The organism is uncultured Nostoc sp. (genome assembly GCF_964245575.1).
GTDB lineage: Bacteria > Cyanobacteriota > Cyanobacteriia > Cyanobacteriales > Nostocaceae > Nostoc.
On sequence record NZ_CAXTNP010000139.1, the window covers coordinates 1 to 20,268 of the forward strand.

The 20,268-nt window shown below is 42.1% G+C and carries 13 protein-coding genes; all 13 read left to right on the forward strand.

The genetic code is table 11. The annotated features are described in order from the left end of the window. Positions 1–1,473: 1,473 nt before the first annotated feature. The 13 genes from scyA to ACFFAP_RS21370 all read left to right on the forward strand — a co-directional run bounded on the left by scyA (position 1,474) and on the right by ACFFAP_RS21370 (position 20,014). Positions 1,474–3,360 (forward strand): scytonemin biosynthesis protein ScyA, encoded by a 1,887-nt coding sequence (gene scyA, locus ACFFAP_RS21310; RefSeq protein ID WP_375513084.1) that lies wholly within the window; start codon positions 1,474–1,476, stop codon positions 3,358–3,360. Between the two features lie 327 nt (positions 3,361–3,687). Then, positions 3,688–4,749, forward strand: coding sequence for a tryptophan dehydrogenase ScyB (scyB, locus tag ACFFAP_RS21315; protein WP_375513085.1), 1,062 nt, complete (start codon positions 3,688–3,690; stop codon positions 4,747–4,749). A gap of 25 nt (positions 4,750–4,774) precedes the next feature. After that, positions 4,775–5,746 (forward strand): scytonemin biosynthesis cyclase/decarboxylase ScyC, encoded by a 972-nt coding sequence (gene scyC / locus ACFFAP_RS21320; protein WP_375513086.1) that lies wholly within the window; start codon positions 4,775–4,777, stop codon positions 5,744–5,746. Between the two features lie 63 nt (positions 5,747–5,809). Further along, positions 5,810–7,090, forward strand: coding sequence for a ScyD/ScyE family protein (locus ACFFAP_RS21325; protein ID WP_375513096.1), 1,281 nt, complete (start codon positions 5,810–5,812; stop codon positions 7,088–7,090). Positions 7,091–7,433: 343 nt separating this feature from the next. Then, complete coding sequence (locus ACFFAP_RS21330) at positions 7,434–8,807, forward strand: ScyD/ScyE family protein (protein ID WP_375513087.1); 1,374 nt, start codon at positions 7,434–7,436, stop codon at positions 8,805–8,807. 174 nt (positions 8,808–8,981) lie between these two features. Then, positions 8,982–10,178 (forward strand): scytonemin biosynthesis PEP-CTERM protein ScyF, encoded by a 1,197-nt coding sequence (gene scyF, locus ACFFAP_RS21335; RefSeq protein ID WP_375513088.1) that lies wholly within the window; start codon positions 8,982–8,984, stop codon positions 10,176–10,178. Positions 10,179–10,700: 522 nt separating this feature from the next. Further along, positions 10,701–12,104 carry a glycosyltransferase family 4 protein gene (locus tag ACFFAP_RS21340; protein ID WP_375513089.1) on the forward strand — a complete coding sequence of 468 codons (1,404 nt, stop codon included), beginning with the start codon at positions 10,701–10,703 and terminating at the stop codon, positions 12,102–12,104. Positions 12,105–12,121: 17 nt separating this feature from the next. After that, positions 12,122–13,201 (forward strand): bifunctional chorismate mutase/prephenate dehydrogenase, encoded by a 1,080-nt coding sequence (gene tyrA / locus ACFFAP_RS21345; protein WP_375513090.1) that lies wholly within the window; start codon positions 12,122–12,124, stop codon positions 13,199–13,201. 173 nt (positions 13,202–13,374) lie between these two features. Next, complete coding sequence (locus ACFFAP_RS21350; RefSeq protein ID WP_375513091.1) at positions 13,375–14,022, forward strand: DsbA family oxidoreductase; 648 nt, start codon at positions 13,375–13,377, stop codon at positions 14,020–14,022. Continuing rightward, complete coding sequence (locus ACFFAP_RS21355; protein ID WP_375513092.1) at positions 14,016–15,212, forward strand: 3-dehydroquinate synthase; 1,197 nt, start codon at positions 14,016–14,018, stop codon at positions 15,210–15,212. Before ACFFAP_RS21350 ends, ACFFAP_RS21355 begins: the two co-directional genes overlap by 7 nt. Positions 15,213–15,748: 536 nt before the next feature. After that, a complete protein-coding gene (locus tag ACFFAP_RS21360) occupies positions 15,749–17,953 on the forward strand; it encodes an anthranilate synthase (protein WP_375513093.1) in 2,205 nt (734 codons plus the stop codon). 85 nt (positions 17,954–18,038) lie between these two features. Then, complete coding sequence (gene trpC, locus ACFFAP_RS21365; RefSeq protein ID WP_375513094.1) at positions 18,039–18,872, forward strand: indole-3-glycerol phosphate synthase TrpC; 834 nt, start codon at positions 18,039–18,041, stop codon at positions 18,870–18,872. A gap of 188 nt (positions 18,873–19,060) precedes the next feature. Next, positions 19,061–20,014, forward strand: a complete 954-nt coding sequence (locus ACFFAP_RS21370; RefSeq protein WP_375513095.1) for a zinc-dependent alcohol dehydrogenase family protein — start codon at positions 19,061–19,063, stop codon at positions 20,012–20,014. Positions 20,015–20,268: the final 254 nt, after the last annotated feature.

A 20,268-nucleotide genomic window follows, 5' to 3' on the forward strand; every position in this document is an offset into this window, starting at 1 on the left:
ACACAAAGTTTAGACAAATCAGATCCAGATTAGTCAATCAAGTTTATCGATTCAGAGTTCAAAACTCTTAATCTCTAATAAAGAAGAAAAAATATTTTATATTTAAACTAACCCTGCACAAAAACTAACTAATGCTAATGGTTCACAAACCTAAAATTGCTGGGTTTCAACTAAGGAAAGGTTAAGGGATAAAAATAAATATTATCCTTTAATCTTTCCTGCACTAAGAAGTTTGGCGATCTACTCTTGTATAGTCGGTTAATTCTCAACATAAATGAATTTGCAGTGCTGGGCTTGGCTTAAAATGAGCAAGTTTTACTGATCAATTTATTTTCTTAATTTATCTTAACTTACTCTCTCAGGAATTTAACTACAGAAAAACATGTTTAGTCATCCGTCGTAAGGAATAGACTTGTAATACATGTTACGGTTATTTCACGTATAAAATCGTGTTTTTTTTTGTTAAAAAAACATTTCTATTGAAAATACACGTTATTTATGCTAATTTATACGTAGAATCATACAATTTATCAGTTTAATTACGTAGTAAATATTTATTTATCTTTCCTTCGATAGATCATAAAGTTAAGAAGCTATGTATTTGTTGTCACAAATAATTGACTCAAAGAGTTTTTGGTGGCAACATAAAGCCTGCCAAACTGTTGTAGTTCGACTCATGGTTTAATTTAGGTAATTGATGACGGCGAGTTCAACAGTCAAAAATCAGGCGTTGCTGAATCAATATATAAAGAGTTCACGCGGCGATCGCTTCCGTGGACAACTTACAAAAATGACACTTACGTAAGTCCTAAAGCAAAAGAATTGACAACTAGATCAAAAGATTTTCTATTGTAAATTTGGTGATGTATCTTAGCAGCGATCGCAAAATATCAATTTTTCAGAATGACTAAGTTAAAAATGTCATAATCACGATAAAAACGAAATAATTGACACCCTTATCAAAAGATTTTTCATTGCAAATAGGTTTTGATCAGAGTAATTATCACAAGGTAAGAACCTCGCCAAGCAGTTAAATAAGTAAATTGGTGCAATTAAAGGTAACTATGTTGAGTTTTGTAAAGTTTATGAGATGTGCTTGAGTTAAGCTTAGTTGCTCGTTTATATACCTTTAGATGATTTAGTTTTTCCTCACCAACCTACTTAAGCACTGTAATCATCACAGTCGAAGCGAAAAATTTGACACCCCCATCAAAAGATTTTTGATTGCACAACAGTCTTTATCTCCTTTATTCTGATCATAAGAAGCACAGCCTCAACTGTTGTATACTTTTGGTAAAAATTTTTTGGTACTGCGCTCACAAGCATCAATCAGCAGTGACCAATCATTTCTACTATCGACCAAGCTTTGTCATAGCCGTTAAAAACAGCAGGGTTGTTTGTATTAAATATTTCTAACGCTGTGATTGTAAACTAAAGAGCTTTTGTGTAACTTTCTGTAATTACGTGAAACTAATGAGTCAAAATTATACTGGTTCAAACTCTCCTCTAATCACCACTGAGCCATACAAGGAATTTCCAGCAAACAGATATGTAGAATCTGTGTCTGACGAGAAACGTCAGCTTGATGAATCGGAGAATAATAAGGAAATTCAGCCTTTTTTAAATGACGAAACACCCCCAACGCTCTCGGTTGCCGATGCGATCGCTCAGATGTTGGAAAATTTGGGAGTAAGCTACGCTTTTGGTGTCGCAGGTGGTGCGATGGCAAGCCTTTGGGGTGCGCTGTCAAATAGCAGCATCGACGTGTTGAACTTCCGCCATGAATCAGGAGCAGCATTTGCAGCCACCGAAGCATACTTTGCCAATAATCGCCCCACTGTAGTTTTTACCACAGCAGGGCCGGGGATCACTAATGCCCTCACCGGGTTATTTGCGGCTCGTGGTGAAGGTGCAAAGGTGATTTTGTTGTCGGCTTGCACCTCAGCACCGCAGCGTGGACGTTGGGCAATTCAAGAAACCAGCACTTACACATTGCCCAGTGGGGGAATTTTTACCTCAGGAGCGCTATTTAATTATGCAATCACTATTGAATCTGCGGCTCAACTACCGCAGATTTTCCGCAAACTTGCTTTGGCTATGGCGCAACCCGGCGGATTTGTTGCCCATTTGAGTATTCCCACCGCAGTGCAGACAAGTTTAGTTGAGAATATATCCTTGCCTCAATTAGATGTTTCTCCGTTTGGGATGACTCCTTCAAAACAAGCGATCGCTAAATCTGTAGAGTTATTATCATCTGGCCCCTTTGCCATTTGGGTTGGTTTCGGTGCGCGTGACGCAGCAGACGAAATCCGCCAACTCGCTGAAAAAACCGGAGCAGCCGTCATGTGTTCACCCCGTGGTAAAGGTATCTTCCCCGAAGATCATCCCCAGTTTGTGGGTGTTACAGGTTTAGGGGGTCATGCTTCCGTCTTGACTTATATGGAACAGCAACCTCCACTACGCACACTCGTATTAGGAACCCGCCTTGGTGAACCGACTTCCTTCTGGAGTTCGGCGCTAGTTCCAAAAGAAGGTTTTGTCCATGTAGATATTGACCCAGAAGTGCCAGGTGTAGCCTATCCACACGTTGAAACTTTCGGAGTTCGGTCTGATATCAAAGCTTTTGTAGAAGAGTTATTGCAGCAATTACCAGATGCTCCTCGTTCCACAACTTTGTCGCTACCTCGTCCAGAACACAAAGCAATTGAACCTGCTCCAGACGTAGATTATCCAGTGCGACCAGAAGTATTGATGGCAGCAATTCAAAAGATAATTGTTGAAGGTAGCGATGCCGTAGTAATGGCAGAGTGCGGTAACTCCTTTACTTGGTCAACTCATCTACTGCAATTTGCCGAAGCCAATCGTTACCGAGTCAGCACCGGAGTTGGAGCAATGGGTCACGCCGTCACCGGAGTGTTGGGTGCAGCGCTGGCGAACAATGGCAAGGCTGTAGGGATTGTCGGCGATGGAGCAATGCTGATGAATAACGAAATCAGCACAGCCGTGAAATACAAAATTCCTGCAATCTGGATTGTACTCAACGATGCGCGTTATAACATGTGCCATCAAGGGATGAAAATCTTGGGATTAAAGGGCGCAGATGCAACAATTCCACCAACAAACTTCGCCATGATTGCTCGTGGTATGGGAGCAGAAGCGATCGTAGTCGTCAGAGAGTCAGATATCGAAGCAGCATTAGAACAAGCGATCGCATCAAATGTTCCCTTTCTGATCGATGTAGTGATTGACGCTGATCGACCAGCACCCTCTGGTGGACGTAATAAAAGTTTGGCAGCGCAAGGAGTCAAATCAAGTTCGGCTAAAAATCCAGCCAAGCAAGTTTCATTTCCAATGATTTGATTTTAAAAGCTGGTAATCTCATTCAATTCTTATAGACACTAAGACACCTGAATCAGGCGGACTTTGCAACGTAGATCGGATTAATATATCCGCACTCTTTGTCAACTCACCAAAGGATAAAGTAGCAATTAAGAAACGATAAAAATTCTTTTCCAGTCAACAACTACCCCGCAAAAACTGGAACTTCAAATTTTTGATTTTTGAAGGCTACTTTATTCTTCCTTCATCTTATCTTAATATTCGAGACTCGGTTTGTGTTTATATCTTTACATTTTGTAATGGTCATTACTTTCTCTAACCAATCCCAAACAATATCAAGAGGTCAAGATGCTGCTATTTGAAACTGTTAGAGAAATGGGTCACGAACAAGTTCTCTTCTGTCATGGTAAAAATCCCGAAATTAAGGCAATTATTGCTATCCATGACACGACCTTGGGCCCAGCGATGGGAGCTACAAGACTCTTGCCTTATGTCAACGAAGAAGCTGCTTTAAAAGATGCACTTCGTCTAAGCCGTGGGATGACATATAAAGCTGCCTGTGCCAACATTCCGGCTGGTGGGGGAAAAGCAGTCATTATCGCTAATCCTGAAAATAAAACAGATGATCTGTTGAGAGCTTACGGACGTTTTGTTGATAGTCTGAATGGGCGTTTTATTACCGGACAAGATGTCAATATTACCCCTGATGATGTGCGGACAATCAGTCAAGAAACTAAACATGTTGTTGGGGTATCAGAAAAGTCTGGTGGGCCTGCTCCGATAACATCACTAGGAGTTTTTCTCGGAATTAAAGCTGCTGTGGAGTCTCGTTGGCAAAGCAAAAGACTTGATGGAATGAAAGTTGCAGTTCAAGGCTTAGGAAATGTTGGTAAAAATCTCTGCCGACATTTACATGAGCATGATGTCAAGCTTTTTGTTAGCGATGTAGACCCAGTAAAAGCAGAAGAAGTAAAACGGCTTTTTGGCGCAACTATTGTAGAACCAACAGAAATTTACGCTCTTGATGTAGATATATTTGCTCCTTGCGCTTTAGGAGGAATTCTTAATAGTCATACAATTCCTTTCCTGCGAGCTTCTATTATTGCTGGTGCAGCTAATAATCAATTGGAGAATGAGCAACTACATAGTCAAATGCTTGCCAGAAAAGGGATTCTTTACAGCCCTGATTATGTAATTAATGCCGGAGGGCTAATCAATGTTTACAACGAAATGATTGGTTATGACGAAGAAAAAGCTTTCAAGCAAGTGCATAACATTTATGACACCCTATTAGCAATTTTTGATATTGCTAAACAGCAGGGAGTTAGTACCAACGATGCTGCCAGACGATTGGCAGAAGACCGGATCAACAATAGTAAGCGAATCAAGACTAAAGCGATCGCAGCTTAATTGTTATTATCTTAAGGAGTAAAAAGTGGAAAAAAATACCTTTGCGACATCAGCTTACATTGCTACTTCACCAGAGAGCGCCTTTGAGTATCTTTGTAGTTTAAAAAACTTAGACGAATGGACGCTTTATAGCCGGATGAAAGAGCAAATTGACGAAGATACCTGGCTCGGAACTGCATCTGGTTATCATAAAAATCTTTACTATCACGTTAAAAAACTAGAAAACCCGCTTTTCTACGGCATTGAGTGGCACTGTGGATTAGAGTATCAGAAATATTATCAGGTTTACCCTGTTTTACTGTTTCCTACAGACTACATCGAACCGGGGACAGATGAAAAAGGCGTGTATTTTCACTGGTTGAGCTTTGTCGATCCAAAACGGCAGACTCAGATGATTATGCAGGGAATTCATACAGTACACACTTCTGAATGTCGTTCTCTCAAAGGTAATTTGGAACGCAAAGCTGGTCTTACCTCAGCAGCCAAAGGAAGCCACTTTATCAATACTGACACCATCTATGTTGATGCTCCAATTGAAATTGGCATAGAATACTTAAAAGACCTACAAAACATAGATGAGTGGGCACATCTACTGCGACAAAATGGCGAGATTGGTCTTGAATCAGGTGAATTCAAAGATGAATATGACCAGAAAGTAAAAGTTTCTGTGCGGCTGCATAGTCTAAGTAAATACTACTTGCTTGAACAGGAACACTTTTATCCAGAATACGAATATTATCAGCGTTCTGTAGCGTTACTCATCCCAACCGCCTATGCTTTCGCTGATCCCGAAGCTTCTGGTTTTATTCTGCATAGGATCACATTCTGGAAAACAGATGGAACTGTTACCCACGGCAAACTTCAGATTGAAGACTTTGGGGCTGAGAGCATGAACATCAAACGTTTGCTCGAAGCCAAAGCTGGCAATCTCAAATCATTTGACCGGGGAATGAGCTATCTGCCAAAAACTCAAGAGTCATTAGTCAATAGTCATTAGTCATTGGTCATTGGTCATTAGTTATCTAACAAATGATAAATGACAAATGATAAAAGACAAAATATGAAACTGAAACAACTTACTATTACTTTACTCACTTTTTGGATTGCTGGTTTTTCTGGAATGAAAGCTGCGTCAGCTACATCGTTTTCGGTAATTGCCGACGGTCTATATAATGCCGGTGGTCTGAGCTTTGGGCCTGATGGTAATCTCTATGTTACAGAGGCGGGAATAGGGGGAAGTGGAGCTTGTGTTCCACCACCAAGTGGTCAAGGCGATTCTTTATGCTATGGCACAAGTGGTGCAGTTACCAAAATTGAGAATGGTAAAGCCGAGCGGATACTTACAGGACTTCCTTCCTTAGCATTACCAGATGGTACTGGAGGCACTGGCCCTCGTGACATCCAATTTGATGCTAAAGGTAAGCCTTATGTTCTGATTGGGTATGGGGCTAATCCAGCCTTTCGCGATCGCAATTTAGGTAACACTGACCTCGGTAAAATCATTGCTCCCGACTTTAAGACCAATTCCTGGACGAGTGTTGCTGATTTAGCTAACTATGAACTCGCCAACAATCCTGATGGTAGTGATGTAGATAGCAATCCTTTGGGTTTCGTAATAAATGGCAATCAGTTGGTTGCAGCTGATGCAGGTGCAAATGACTTACTAAGTGTTAATATTGACAGTAGTAATTTGCAGGCGATAGTTGCGTTTCCTCAAGAGATATTGACTAATCCAGTCTTTCCACCTTCTGATACCCCATCCAATGAACCTGCACAGGTGCCATCTCAAAATGAACCGCCGCGATCGCAGTTTGCAACTCAACCAGTACCTTCAAGTGTGACAAAAGGCCCTGATGGTGCTTATTATGTCAGTCAATTTACTGGTTTTCCCTTCCCAGAAGGTGGGGCAAAAATCTATCGAGTCGGTGCTGATGGCAAGCCAACAGTATATGCAGATGGTTTTACCCAACTCACAGACTTGCAATTTGATACTGAGGGCAATTTATATGCTTTGCAGTATGCCAATCAGTCAGCCTGGAAGGGTAATTTTGATGGTTCTGTGATCAAAATAGCTGCCGATGGGACACGCACAACTCTGCTGAGTGGCAATGGATTAGAGTCGCCTAGCGCCTTGACTATTGGTTCTGATGGTGCAGTATACGTCACAAACCGAGGCGATCGCCCTGGAGAAGGACAAGTTCTCAGAATTGAAAATACCAAGTCTGTTCCTGAACCTGATTCTGCTTTAGGCGTATTAGCGATCGGTGCTTTAGGCGTTGGTTGCTTGCACAAGAAGAGAGCTACCAAACCTCCCATACATGCAGTCGTGGCGCTCAAGTAAAGAGTTTCAAAGCAATATTCAGTAAACCAAAAAGTTTTTTAGAAGTCAAGAAAAGTAGACATTTCAGTTGAATGCAGGCATACCAGAAAACAACTGATTAGTGAGCATTTCAGCTGATGCTACTAGCAACAATACAGGTGATAGCTATTAAACCAATGCTTTTTACCTCATTCTTTATAAGGGCTGGAACGCTTATCTTTACGTTGATTTTTACAAATTCATGGTTTACTGAATATCAGTGCTTCTCAAAAAGGGCATTTCCCCTGCGTTCCTTAAAGACCGAGAATCGTTGTCTTTAAAACCATAAAAGTTTCCACTAATTTAACTCTCAATCTCCAAAGGTATGAAACTTAAGTCATTTGCTCTTAAATCTGTTACATTTTGTTTTGCTGCTATTTGTGGAACAGCATCTGCACAAGCTGCAACGCTAACGACAATTGTCGATGGTATCAGTAATGCACGGGGTTCTAGCTTTGGCCCTGACGGCAGTCTCTACGTAGCAGAGCCAGGTATCGGAGGAAACGGAAATTGCCAACCATCTCCAAGTACGCTGTTTCAGCCTATCTGTGCTGGTAACACTAGTTCACTCGTCAAAGTTTCACCAGACGGCACAAAAGAGCGTCTACTTAATAACTTTGAGTCTCTAGCAGAACAACCTACAGGCAATCAAGGGGCCGGTATTGAAGACGTGCAATTCGACTCTAAAGGGAATGCTTATCTTCTGACTGGGTATGCTGGTTATCCAGGAAACCGCGATCTAGCAACACTTAACCTTGGTTCGCAATCCCCTATCCCACCACAGCAACTTGCGACTTTCCCGCCATCAACACCTGATAAAGTTTTGAATACACCGCTTTTAGCACAACTGTACAAAGTTGACTTGAAGACGGGAGCTCTCAACAGTATTTTTGACTTTGCCAAGTATGAAATCACCAAAAATCCAGACAAAGGGGATATAGTTACCAATCCCTATGACCTGACTATTAATGGGGATAGTGCTTATGTCGTTGATGGGGGCGGGAACACTGCTTACAAAATCAAGCTTGACGGAAGTGAATCCCAGGCGATCGCAATTCCTAAAAACGTCATTAGTGACTCCGACTTGCCACCAGGATTACAATTACCTCCTGGGCTGTTAGAGCAGCTTCCAGGAGGAAAAACAGCAATTCAAGCAGTACCCACAGGTGGCGCAATTGGTCCTGATGGAGCTTTATACGTTGGCGAATATACGGGTTTTCCTTATCCAGCAGGTAAATCACGGATTTTCCGTATTGGCGATGATCTCAAACCAGAAGTTTTTCTAGATGGGTTTACGCACATCACAGACTTAACCTTTGATAAGAAAGGCAATTTGCTGGTTTTACAGTTCAGCGACAAGTCCCAGTTAGGGGGTGACATCACAGATCTACCTGGTTCTCTGATCGAAGTTGCTCCTGATGGCACTCGTACAACACTCGTTGCAGCCGGTCAAGGGCTAGATTCGGCTGATGGAATTGCTATTGGCCCTGACGGTAAGATTTATATTACCAATCAGGGTGTCGGCAAAGGACGAGGGGAGGTTGTTCGGGTGGATGGTATCGTTACACAAACAGTCCCCGAACCTGGTTCAGTAATCGGCTTATTAGCACTTGCTGGTGTAGGCGCAACTGGTGCGATCGCCAAGCGTAAACGCCAAGAAAAGTTGGGTGAATTGGTAGCCAAAGCAGAGACTGTCTAATTCTTCTTTACCTGGCCCTGTCAGGTAAAGCTTAAAGAATAGGCTGCTGCCTCACATAGAAAGTTGCATTTCAAACAAAAGGCAGCAGCCCGAATTTTAAGGTTCCCGAACTGAGACTGGGAACAAAATTAGTCTAGGAAAGAGTATAACTTACACAACCACGACTTCAAACTCATGGGATTAGTCAAAAATTTCTCAATAGGCATTCTCGGTACTGGATTCATGGTGCTGGCAACAGTAGCCCAAGCCAAGGCTGTAACATTAACTTTCGACAGAAGTATCGGCGAACCTGGCTTCGGCCCTGGGCAACTGTTTGTTCCCCAAGGCATAACGGTGGATAGCCAAGGGAATACCCTTATAGCTAACGGACGCGGTGTTAACCCAGATGGTACTCCTAACTACAACTTCGGTGACAAAATTGAAAAATTTAGTCCAAGCGGTGAGTATATTGGAGCAATTGGCTCTGGCGGCACAGGGCCCGGACAGTTTGACGAGCCAACAACTGTAGACTTTAATCCCGTAACAGGGGATTTGTATGCAGGTGATGTTTACAACAACCGCATCAATCAATTCGATTCTCAGGGTAACTTTATTAGATCCTTTGCAAATGGAGATTTTACCCCTCGTATAAATGATAGGATTTTCTTTGGACCATCTGGTGTAACATTTGACAAAACTGGCAACGTGTACGTTGGTGATTTTAACGGCGAAAGAATCCTTAAATTCACACCTGACGGAAAGCAAATTGGTGTCATTGGTGGTAAGGTGGGCACTGCACTTGGAGAAACTCAAGGTGTAGCAGGTGTAAGAATTTCCCCAGTTAGTGGAAATATCTTTTTAGCTGACCAGTATAACAACCGTATTCAAGTACTCGATCCAAATGGTAAACCTCTGTACGCATTTGGTTCAGCAGGTAGCGCACCTGGACAGTTTCTTCAGCCAATTGGCATCGAAGTGGACGCCCAAGAGAATGTTTATGTAGCTGATTCTATCAACAGCCGCGTTCAGGTATTTGATAAAAACGGTAACTTCTTGACTTCCTACGGTAAACCAGCCCTGGATGCATCTGGCAACCTAGTCCCGCCTCCAGGATTAACTGACCCCCCATTTGGCAATCCCCTCGACCTCACTCCAGGCAGATTTAACTGGACGGGTGGGACAGCCCTTAAAGATGACAAGCTTTATGTGGGCGATTTCTTCCAAGGTCGCGTCCAAGTGCTAAATGTAGAAGGTAGAACTCAAGTACCTGAACCTAGTTCAGCATTGGGTTTAGCATTGCTCGGACTTGGGGCTGTTACCATCACATTGCGGAAACGTGGACAACAAAAGCCAGTCTTCAGTTTAGAGAAGACGTTGCAAAAACAGTGCTGAGTTCTCATGCTTGAGTAGCAGTAAAGTGACCGAATCCGAGTTCAAAGGTCGAAGTTCCCAGTTCAGAGGTCGAAGTTCCGAGTTCAAAGGCTGAAGTTCCGAGTTCAAAGGCTGAAGTTCCGAGTTTAAAGGCTGAAGTGGATTAAACAAAATCTAAAACTTCTGTTTCCTGGGGTGCGTTAGCCAAGGGCATAACGCACCATCTCAATAATTTCGGTGCCGTACTCTCGGCAGTAACACAACGCCAGTTGCTACAACGGATAGCCCAGCGTAAAGCCAACTCTTGGAGAGGCTGCGCCAACGGCATGGCAACGCTATGAGCGAGTCCTCAAGCGTCGGGAACCTCCCTTCGGGTTCACCAGTCGCCTACGGCGGGAAACCCGCCTACAGCGCTGGATTCACCGCAACACACTGGCTCCCCTACGAAAATTTCAGGTTATTAAATCCGGAACAAGGCAGATAAAAACTGGATAACACAATAAAGCCAAGATTATCAAGGTGCTTTCAGGACATTAAGAGTTCATGAAAATTCTGATTTATTCATACAATTATTATCCAGAGCCAATTGGTATTGCACCTTTGATGACCGAACTAGCAGAAGGGCTGGTAAAGCGAGGGCATCAAGTGCGGGTAATCACAGGTATGCCTAACTATCCTCAGCGTCAGATTTACGATGGGTATCGAGGTAAACTATACGTTACTGAACAGAAAAATGGTGTTACCATTCAGCGTAGTTACCTGCGGATTAAGTCTAAACCTAACCTTGTGGATCGGCTACTGCTAGAGTTGAGCTTTGTTTTTACGAGTTTGCCACAAGCCATCAAGGGCAAGCGACCTGATGTAATTCTCTTAACAGTGCCGCCGCTACTAGTTTGCTTACCTGCAACCTTAATAGCTTGGCTATACAACTGCCCAATAGTGCTGAACGTGCAAGATATCCTCCCGGAAGCTGCTGTGCGTGTTGGGTTAATTAAAAATAAGTTGATGATTCAAGCTTTAGAAGCTTTAGAAAAATTTGCCTACCGAACTGCACATACCATTAGTGTGATTGCCGATGGCTTTGTAGATAATTTAATAAATAAAGATGTGCCGGCTAATAAAATTGCCTGCATTCCCAATTGGGTGAATCTAAATTTTATCCGTCCTTTACCGAAGGAGAATAACTCCTGGAGAGCTACCCATCAACTCGATGGTAAATTTGTTGTACTTTATTCAGGTAATATTGCTCTGACGCAAGGTTTGGAGACAGTAATAGAAGCAGCATCTCGGTTGCGTCATATTAATGATATTGTCTTTGCGATCGCAGGTGAATCTCAAGCTCTCGAAAGGTTGCAAAAACATTGTCTTGCTTGTGGTGCAGATAACGTTTTGCTGCTACCATTGCAACCGCGAGAAAAACTACCACAAATGTTAGCAGCCGCAGATGTTGGCTTGATTGTACAAAAGAGCAATGTGATTTCCTTCAATATGCCTTCTAAAATACCACTGCTGTTAGCCAGTGGCCGCCCAATTGTCGGTTCAGTTCCAGACGCGGGGACTGCTGCCAAAGCTATTAAAGAAAGTGGTGGCGGCGTTATCGTTGAGCCAGAGTCAGCAGATGCTTTAGCAAGTGCAGTATTGGATTTATATAATCAGCCAGAATTAGCAGCGCAATTAGGTCGCAAAGGAAGAAAGTTTGCAGTAGAAAACTATTCCTTTGAGCAAGCGCTAGATCGGTATGAAGAGTTATTTTATGATGCGATCGCCAAAAAAGCAACGACTTTGGATATCTTGCCAGAATTGAGTTCTAAGGAATCACTTGTTGATCAAGACTTTTTGGTACATACCTCGTCCTTTCTGGGCGAAAAAACTAATCATATCGGATTAATTAAAACCACGTCCCTTGTGCGCGTACTCTCTCAAGGACAAATGACAAATGACAAATGACAAATGACAAATGACAAATGACAAATTCAGATCAGCTTAAAAAAACTGACCAAAGCTTGATCGCCTTATTGAGCGATCGCATATCATTATTAGCAGCATCAGAACAACCTTCTTTAGATGAACAACTGGCTGATGTGGCTCCCCTACTCGCCCAAGCTGGTATTCCTGAGTCTGTTTGGGCAGGTGTAATAAATAGTTGTCATGCTACTCTGATTCCTAAATCTGCAACAAATCGTGTCAGTCCCCGACAAATAACCATCATCGGTGGACGCGGTAGGATGGGAAGATTATTTAAAGAGCAGCTTTCGTTAGTAGCTCACAATGTTAGCATTCTCGAACATGAGGATTGGGAATACGCAGATAAACTGTTAAGTCAAGCAGAATTAGTATTAGTAAGCGTTCCTATTGAACATACAGTTGATGTTATCAAGCGTGCAGCGAAATACCTTGGCCCAAATACAGCGTTGTGTGACATCACAAGCGTAAAAACTCAGCCAACTCAGGCGATGCTCGAACATCATTGTGGCCCAGTCATGGGTTTACATCCCATGTTTGGGCCAAATATCAAATCGTTTTTAGGACAAAAAGTGGTAGTATGTCCAGGTCGAAACGATGATTCATTTCAGTGGTTATTAGACTTTCTCAAAAGTAAAGGTGGAGAATTAATTGTTTGCACGCCTGAAGAACACGATAAAATGATGGTGATTATTCAAGCAACGCAGCATTTTTGTAGATTTAGTCTTGGTGTTTTTTTAGCACAAGTAAAAGTGGATATAGAGCAGAGCTTAACAATGTCAACACCTAACTATCGTCAAGAAATTGACATTGTTAAACGTTTGTTTTCTCAGAATCCTAATTTATGTGTTGATATTATGCTAGCTACAGAAGAAAGATGTAATGCAATTAGCTTTTTAGCTGACACTTACAGCCGTTTGGCGAAACTGGTAGCAAGAAAAGATAGAGATGCATTAATTCAAGAATTTGAAAATACTCAAAGCTTTTTTGAAGAAAAAATCAACACTTTTCTACAGCCTTTTAATACAACGGCTCTCCAACAAGACTTGAAACCCCAGATGCACTCAAATATTAGTATTTGATAACATTTATTTGTGAGGCTGCGCCAAATTTTATTTCTTTCTTTGTGTCCTACCCTTCGGGAAGCCACTTCGTGTCTATGCGCCCTTCTCTAACGAGACGCTGCGCGATTGCGGTTCGTTCCTTATATAGTTTGGTGCATGTTCATACAAAATTGGTATGAGTAACAAAAACTATGCTGATAGACATTTTTCACGATCCCGTTTGCCCCTGGTGTAGAATAGGAAAAAAGCATCTGTTTGATGCATTGGCACAATGGCCAGAAAAAGAAGTAGATATCCGGTGGCATCCTTTTATTCTCGACAATACCGTTCCTGCTGACGGGTACGAATTTCGCAGCTTTATGCGGAATAGAAAAGGCATAAAAGCGGAAAAACTGCAACATTTGTTTGATTCTACGCAATATGCTGGTGAGGCAGCTGGAGTCAAGCTAAATTTTGACAAAATTCGTTTGGCTGTCAATACTAAGCTTTCGCACCGACTGATTACACTCGCACCAACAAAGGTAAAAAACGATGTCGTAGAAGCCATTTATCAAGCTTACTTTGAAGACGGTTTGAACATCGGAGATATTGAAGTTCTGATTGCCATAGGTAGAGTTTACCAAATGGATACTAAGGAATTACGCCTGCAATTGAGTAATGATGCTACGGTTAAAACTTTTGTGGCGGAAACAATATTTACTCGACCCAATGACATCAACAGCATACCGTTCTTTATCATCAATAATAAAGTCAAGATAAATGGTTCTCACTCAGTAGAAATGTTCCTTCAAGCTTTGAATCGTGCCGCACTTGTAAATATATCAGCAAAAACATGGTAGTTGACATTAAGCAAAAAAGTAGATTCAGCCTGCAACCGATTAATCAACGTGTTTCGGTTACTTTCAACTATGAGGTTTACTTCACCCAAAACTTATTTGAGTTGAAAAACCCCACCTTAGCCCAAGTAATTACAGCAGATGGGGAGACAAAACCGAAAAAAGTTGTAGCGATAGTAGACGCAGGAATATTGCAGCATCACCCGGAATTGGTTAAGCAATTAGTAGCGTATACCAAGTTTTATGCAGAGGTACTAGCGATCGCAGCCGAACCGATGATAATTTCGGGAGGAGAAGCTGCCAAAAACGATCGCACTTTAGTAGATCAAATCCACCAACAGATTGAAGCAGCCGGATTATGTCGCCATTCTTATGTGTTAGCGATCGGAGGCGGGGCTGTGTTGGATTTGGTAGGATATGCAGCCGCAACCGCTCACCGGGGAATTCGTCTAATTCGGATTCCGACGACGGTGTTAGCACAAAATGATTCCGGGGTTGGCGTAAAAAACGGCATCAACGCCTTTGGTAAAAAGAACTTTCTCGGCACATTTGCGCCACCTTATGCAGTTATAAATGATTCTGCTTTCTTAACAACCCTAGACGATCGCGATTGGCGTTCTGGGATCGCAGAAGCAATCAAAGTGGCGCTGATTAAGGATGCTAACTTTTTTTATTTTATCCATTTGCACACCGCAGCCCTTGTGCAGCGAGACATGGACACCATGCAACAAGTTATCTATCGTTGCGCCCAGTTACACCTAGAACATATTGCCAATAGCGGCGATCCTTTTGAAATGGGTTCGTCTCGTCCCCTGGATTTTGGACATTGGGCGGCTCATAAATTAGAGCATTTGACAAATTATCGCTTACGTCATGGCGAAGCAGTTGCGATCGGTATCGCTTTGGATAGCACCTATTCCTATTTAGTAGGAATGCTGGATTATTCAGAATGGCAACGGATATTAAATACCTTATCAGCGTTGGGTTTTACATTATATGTGCCAGAACTGGCCCAGAAATTATCACAACTGGAACATCCTGATTGTCTGTTCCGGGGTTTAACTGAGTTCCGCGAACACTTGGGTGGAGAATTGACTTTAACGTTGCTACAACGCATTGGAAAAGCAACTGAAGTTCATAAGGTGGATTTGTTATTGTACACGCAAGCAATATCGCTGTTGCGCGAGTTTTAGAATTCTTTTTCGTGGCAATTGAGGGGTGAATTTTAAATCTATAGGTGCTTCGCCTTACCGCAGGGTAGGAACGCTTAAATTTGATGGTAGACAATTTTTTACTACTAAATTGTGAGATTATCTACTACCTTTGAGGGAGGCGAAGAATTTCAACCAGTCATAACAGAAAATGTACTAGAGAAGCAGTATAAAAAGCGAATAAATTGACACCTAATCGAAAAATTATTCAATGTATTATCTGCTGGATATCTAGTATTCTTAAATAAGAAGCAAAAAACTTTACATTACATCTTTTAAAAAGAATATAGCAGTTTTAAAAAATTTGTAAACTTCTTTCCTCCTTCACTTGGCGGTAGCTGCGGCAAGCTACTGCGCGTTTACGATAAATTTTACAACTCAAATAGGATTGCTATGCACAGATTTAGATAATTCCAATTAAATTGACATCGCATTATCTGAATTTGTTTTTAATTTTAAAATAGTTATCAATAATGATTAATGGCTCTTGACTAATAACTCTTCCAAAGAAATTACCCATGATTTGTGATTCCCGTTCCTACAAAACCCTTGGCGGTGTAAATGTTTCTCGCTCCATCACAGAAGTTAAGATGGACACTGCTCTCGAAGACATTCTATTCCACTTAAATTCTCAGCGTGGAGGTTTGTTAAGGAGCAGCTACGAATATCCAGGCAGATACAAAAGATGGGCGATCGGATTTGTCAATCCACCATTGGAATTGACTACACAGGACAACGCTTTTACTTTGATAGCATTGAATGAACGCGGTCGGGTACTTTTGCCATTACTCCTAGAGCGCCTATCCCATTCAGAACAGCTGGAAAAAGTCAACCAAGATAATAACCATCTCGTCGGCTTTATTAAAACTGCAAAAAAACTATTTACTGAAGAAGAACGCAGTAAACAACCTTCAGCATTTACTGTTATCCGTGAAATTCTATATACTTTTTCTAGTCAAGAAGACGAGCATTTAGGATTATATGGTGCATTTGGTTATGACTTAGTTTTCCAGTTTGAACCAATTACCCAACGCCTAGAACGTTCTACAGATCAACGGGATTTAGTACTTTATCTGCCTGATGACTTGATAGTTGTTGACTACTATCAGCAACGCGCATTTCGTCTACAATATGAATTTAAAACAGCGCATGGCAGCACTAATTATCTTCCTCGAACAGGTGAGTCTGTAGATTATCGCGGAAAACATCTTGTCCCGAATCAAACTGCTGACCATAAAGTAGGCGAGTATGCAAAAAAAGTTGAGGGTGCGCTCGATTACTTCCGCCGAGGCGATTTATTTGAAGTAGTTCCTAGTCAAAACTTTTTTGAAGGCTATGAAGACCAACCCAGCAAATTATTTAACACCTTAAAGGAAATAAATCCTAGTCCTTATGGGTTTATTTTTAATCTAGGTGGAGAATATCTAATTGGCGCATCTCCAGAAATGTTTGTGCGGGTTGAAGGTAGGCGGGTAGAAACCTGTCCCATTAGTGGTACTATTAGTCGGGGACAAGATGCTCTTGACGATGCGGTGCAAATTCGTCAGTTACTCAACTCCCACAAAGATGAAGCTGAGTTGACCATGTGTACTGATGTCGATCGCAATGACAAATCCCGGATTTGCGAACCTGGTTCAGTACAAGTGATTGGTCGTCGCCAAATTGAATTATACAGCCACCTGATTCATACAGTAGATCATGTTGAGGGGACACTGCGATCGCAATTTGATGCTTTAGATGCTTTTCTTTCGCATACATGGGCAGTTACAGTCACAGGCGCACCCAAAAGGGCCGCAATAGATTTTATTGAACAGCATGAACGTAGCGCCCGACGTTGGTATGGTGGAGCAGTTGGCTATTTAAATTTCAATGGGAATTTAAATACTGGATTAATTCTGCGGACAATCCGATTAAAAGACTGCATCGCCGAAGTGCGAGTTGGTGCTACTGTCCTTTATGACTCCATACCACAAGCAGAAGAAGAAGAAACAATTACTAAAGGTGCTGCTTTATTTGAGACGATTCGTCGTGTAAAGCAAACGAGTCAGGAAATTGATAAGTCCAGTTCCATAAAATTAACTAAAATCCTTCCAAATGCAGAAGCTGGCAAACGCGTCTTACTAATAGACTATGAAGACTCATTTGTTCATACCCTAGCCAATTACATTCGCCAGACTGGTGCAAGCGTCACCACACTGCGTCATGGTTTCTCAGAATCGCTATTCGATACAGAACGCCCTGACTTAGTTGTTTTATCTCCTGGCCCTGGTAGACCAAGTGATTTTGGGGTTCCCCAGACTGTCGGTGCCCTTCTTCATCGCAAAATTCCTATTTTCGGAGTTTGTCTGGGACTGCAAGGCATTGTTGAAGCTTTTGATGGACAATTGGGAGTTCTCGACTATCCCCAACATGGTAAATCCTCACGGATTTTTGTCACCGATTCTAATTCTGTGACCTTCAAAAATTTACCAGAATCTTTTCCAGTGGGTAGATATCACTCATTGTTTGCCCTACCGCAATATTTGCCAAAAGAACTCAAAGTAACAGCGATTTCTGATGACGACGTAATTATGGGCATTGAACATCAGACACTTCCCATCGCCGCCGTTCAGTTTCATCCAGAATCAATCATGACTCTAGCAGGAGAAGTCGGTCTGGAAATCATTAAAAATGTCGTGCGTGCATATACACAAACGAAAGAGTCATTAGTCATTGGTCATTAGTCATTGGTCATTGGGCATTGGTTACTAATTATTCTCCCCGTGCCCCCTGCCTGCTCCCCCTGCTCCCCTTGCTGAATAACAGATTATGACTAACCGAGTTGCCCCTCCCCGCCATATTCTTGAAGAAATTGTGTTGCATAAAAAGAAAGAAGTCGCACAAATGCAACAAGAAATGCCTTTAGCTTACTTGCGACAACAGTTAAAGGCAGCCCCGACTGTGCGAAATTTCTTGAATGCTTTGCAAGAAAATCCCAACCAACCTAGCTTAATTGCCGAGGTAAAAAAAGCATCACCTAGCCGTGGGATTATCCGCGCAGATTTTGACCCAGTGGCTGTTGCTCAAGCTTATGAACGAGGTGGTGCAGCTTGTTTATCAGTCCTGACTGACCAAAAGTTTTTTCAGGGTAGTTTTGATAATCTGCGGACTGTGCGATTACAAGTAGCATTACCCCTACTGTGCAAGGAGTTCATCATTAACCCCTATCAAATTTATTTAGCACGGACAGTGGGTGCAGATGCAGTTTTGTTGATTGCTGCCATTTTATCAGATCAAGAACTCCAGGCTTTTTTGCAACTAATTCATGATTTAGGCATGAATGCACTGGTAGAAGTCCATACCTTGGCTGAACTGGATCGAGTGCTAAAGCTTGACAACCTAAGTTTAGTAGGAATCAACAATCGCAATCTAGAAGATTTTACCCTTGATTTAGGGACAACACAGCAACTTTTAGCACAGCGTCAACAACAATTACAAAGTTTGGATATCACCGTCGTCAGTGAGTCTGGATTGTATACACCTGCTGATTTATCTCTTGTCGCTGAGGCTGGTGCGCGTGCGGTTTTGATCGGAGAGTCTTTAGTTAAACAAAGCGATGTAGAACAAGCTGTGCGTAGTTTGCTAAGACTTGATCCTCTCTAACCCACCTTAAAAAGGCAGGAATTAAAGCAAGCCTTTCTAAGGCGGTTGGGTGGATCTTTGCGAGAATAGGCTTCATGCAGAAGACGGGTTAAGGGGAAATTTAAGGGCAAGAAAAAATAATTCTTCCCTTTACCCTTCCCCTTTAACCCTTTCCCTATTCCCTATTTTGCTTTGAGGCAATTGATTCTATGAAAGCGATGGTAATCACAAACTTCGGAAGTCCTGAAGTCTTTGCAGAAAGTGAAGTGGATAAACCAACACCAAGAAACAACGAAGTTTTAGTTAAGGTTTATGCCACCTCAGTTAACCCAGCAGATTGCGGGATGCGCCAAGGAAGTTTCGGCCCAAGGGTTAAACTACCTGCAATTTTAGGCTTTGACGTTTCCGGTGTCGTTGAGGCAGTTGGCGAAAATGTTAAAGATTTTCAGGTGGGTGACGAAGTTTATTATGCCATCGCACATGAAGAAGGTGGCGGTGCTAATGCTGAGTATCATGTCGCAAATGAATCAACTATTGCCAAAAAGCCTGCAAATATATCCCATTTAGAAGCTGCTAGCGTACCTGTGGCGGGGGGTACAGCATGGGCTGCACTGATCACTAGAGCAAATATCAAAGTCGGTGAAACTGTGTTGATTCATGGTGGTGCAGGCGGTGTCGGCACATTCGCTATCCAAATAGCTAAAGTAGCAGGCGCTTACGTTTACACAACCTGCGGCGGTTATGATACCGATTTTGTCAAGTCCATCGGTGCAGATAGAGCAATTGATTACCGCAACGAAGACTTTATCAACATTATTATGCAGGAAACGCGTGGTGAAGGAGTTGATGTTACTTTTACTACTGTTAGCGGTGAAGTTTTAGCCAAAAGTTTGGTAGTGACAAAGGCTGAGGGCCGCGCTGTCACAGTCACAGGGGTTGAAGGTGACCTTAATATCGCTATCTTCAAAAATATTACTGTCCACTTTACACACTTAGACAAGACCCGCCCCAAACTTGATGCCTTGAGAACCTTAATTGAACGGGGTCAAATCAAACCCGTTATTGGTAATACTTTTGGGCTTCATCAGGTAGCCCAAGCACATAAAACCTTGGAGGAAGGCGGTGAGGGTGTACGCGGCAAGATTGTTGTACAGGTTGTATGAATCAACGTTTATGGTTTATCGCTCATGGTTAATTTGTACCTTTCTCTAAACCATTACCTATTGCTAGAATCTCCAACCTAAAAAAATGAAGCTTTGATACTCATTAATGGAGTTCAAAGACTCATTAATGGAGTTCAAAGACTCATTAATGGAGCTAAAAGACTCATTAATGGAGCTAAAAGACTCATTAATGCAGTTCAAAGACTCATTAATGGAGCTAAAAGACTCATTAATGCAGTTCAAAGACTCATTAA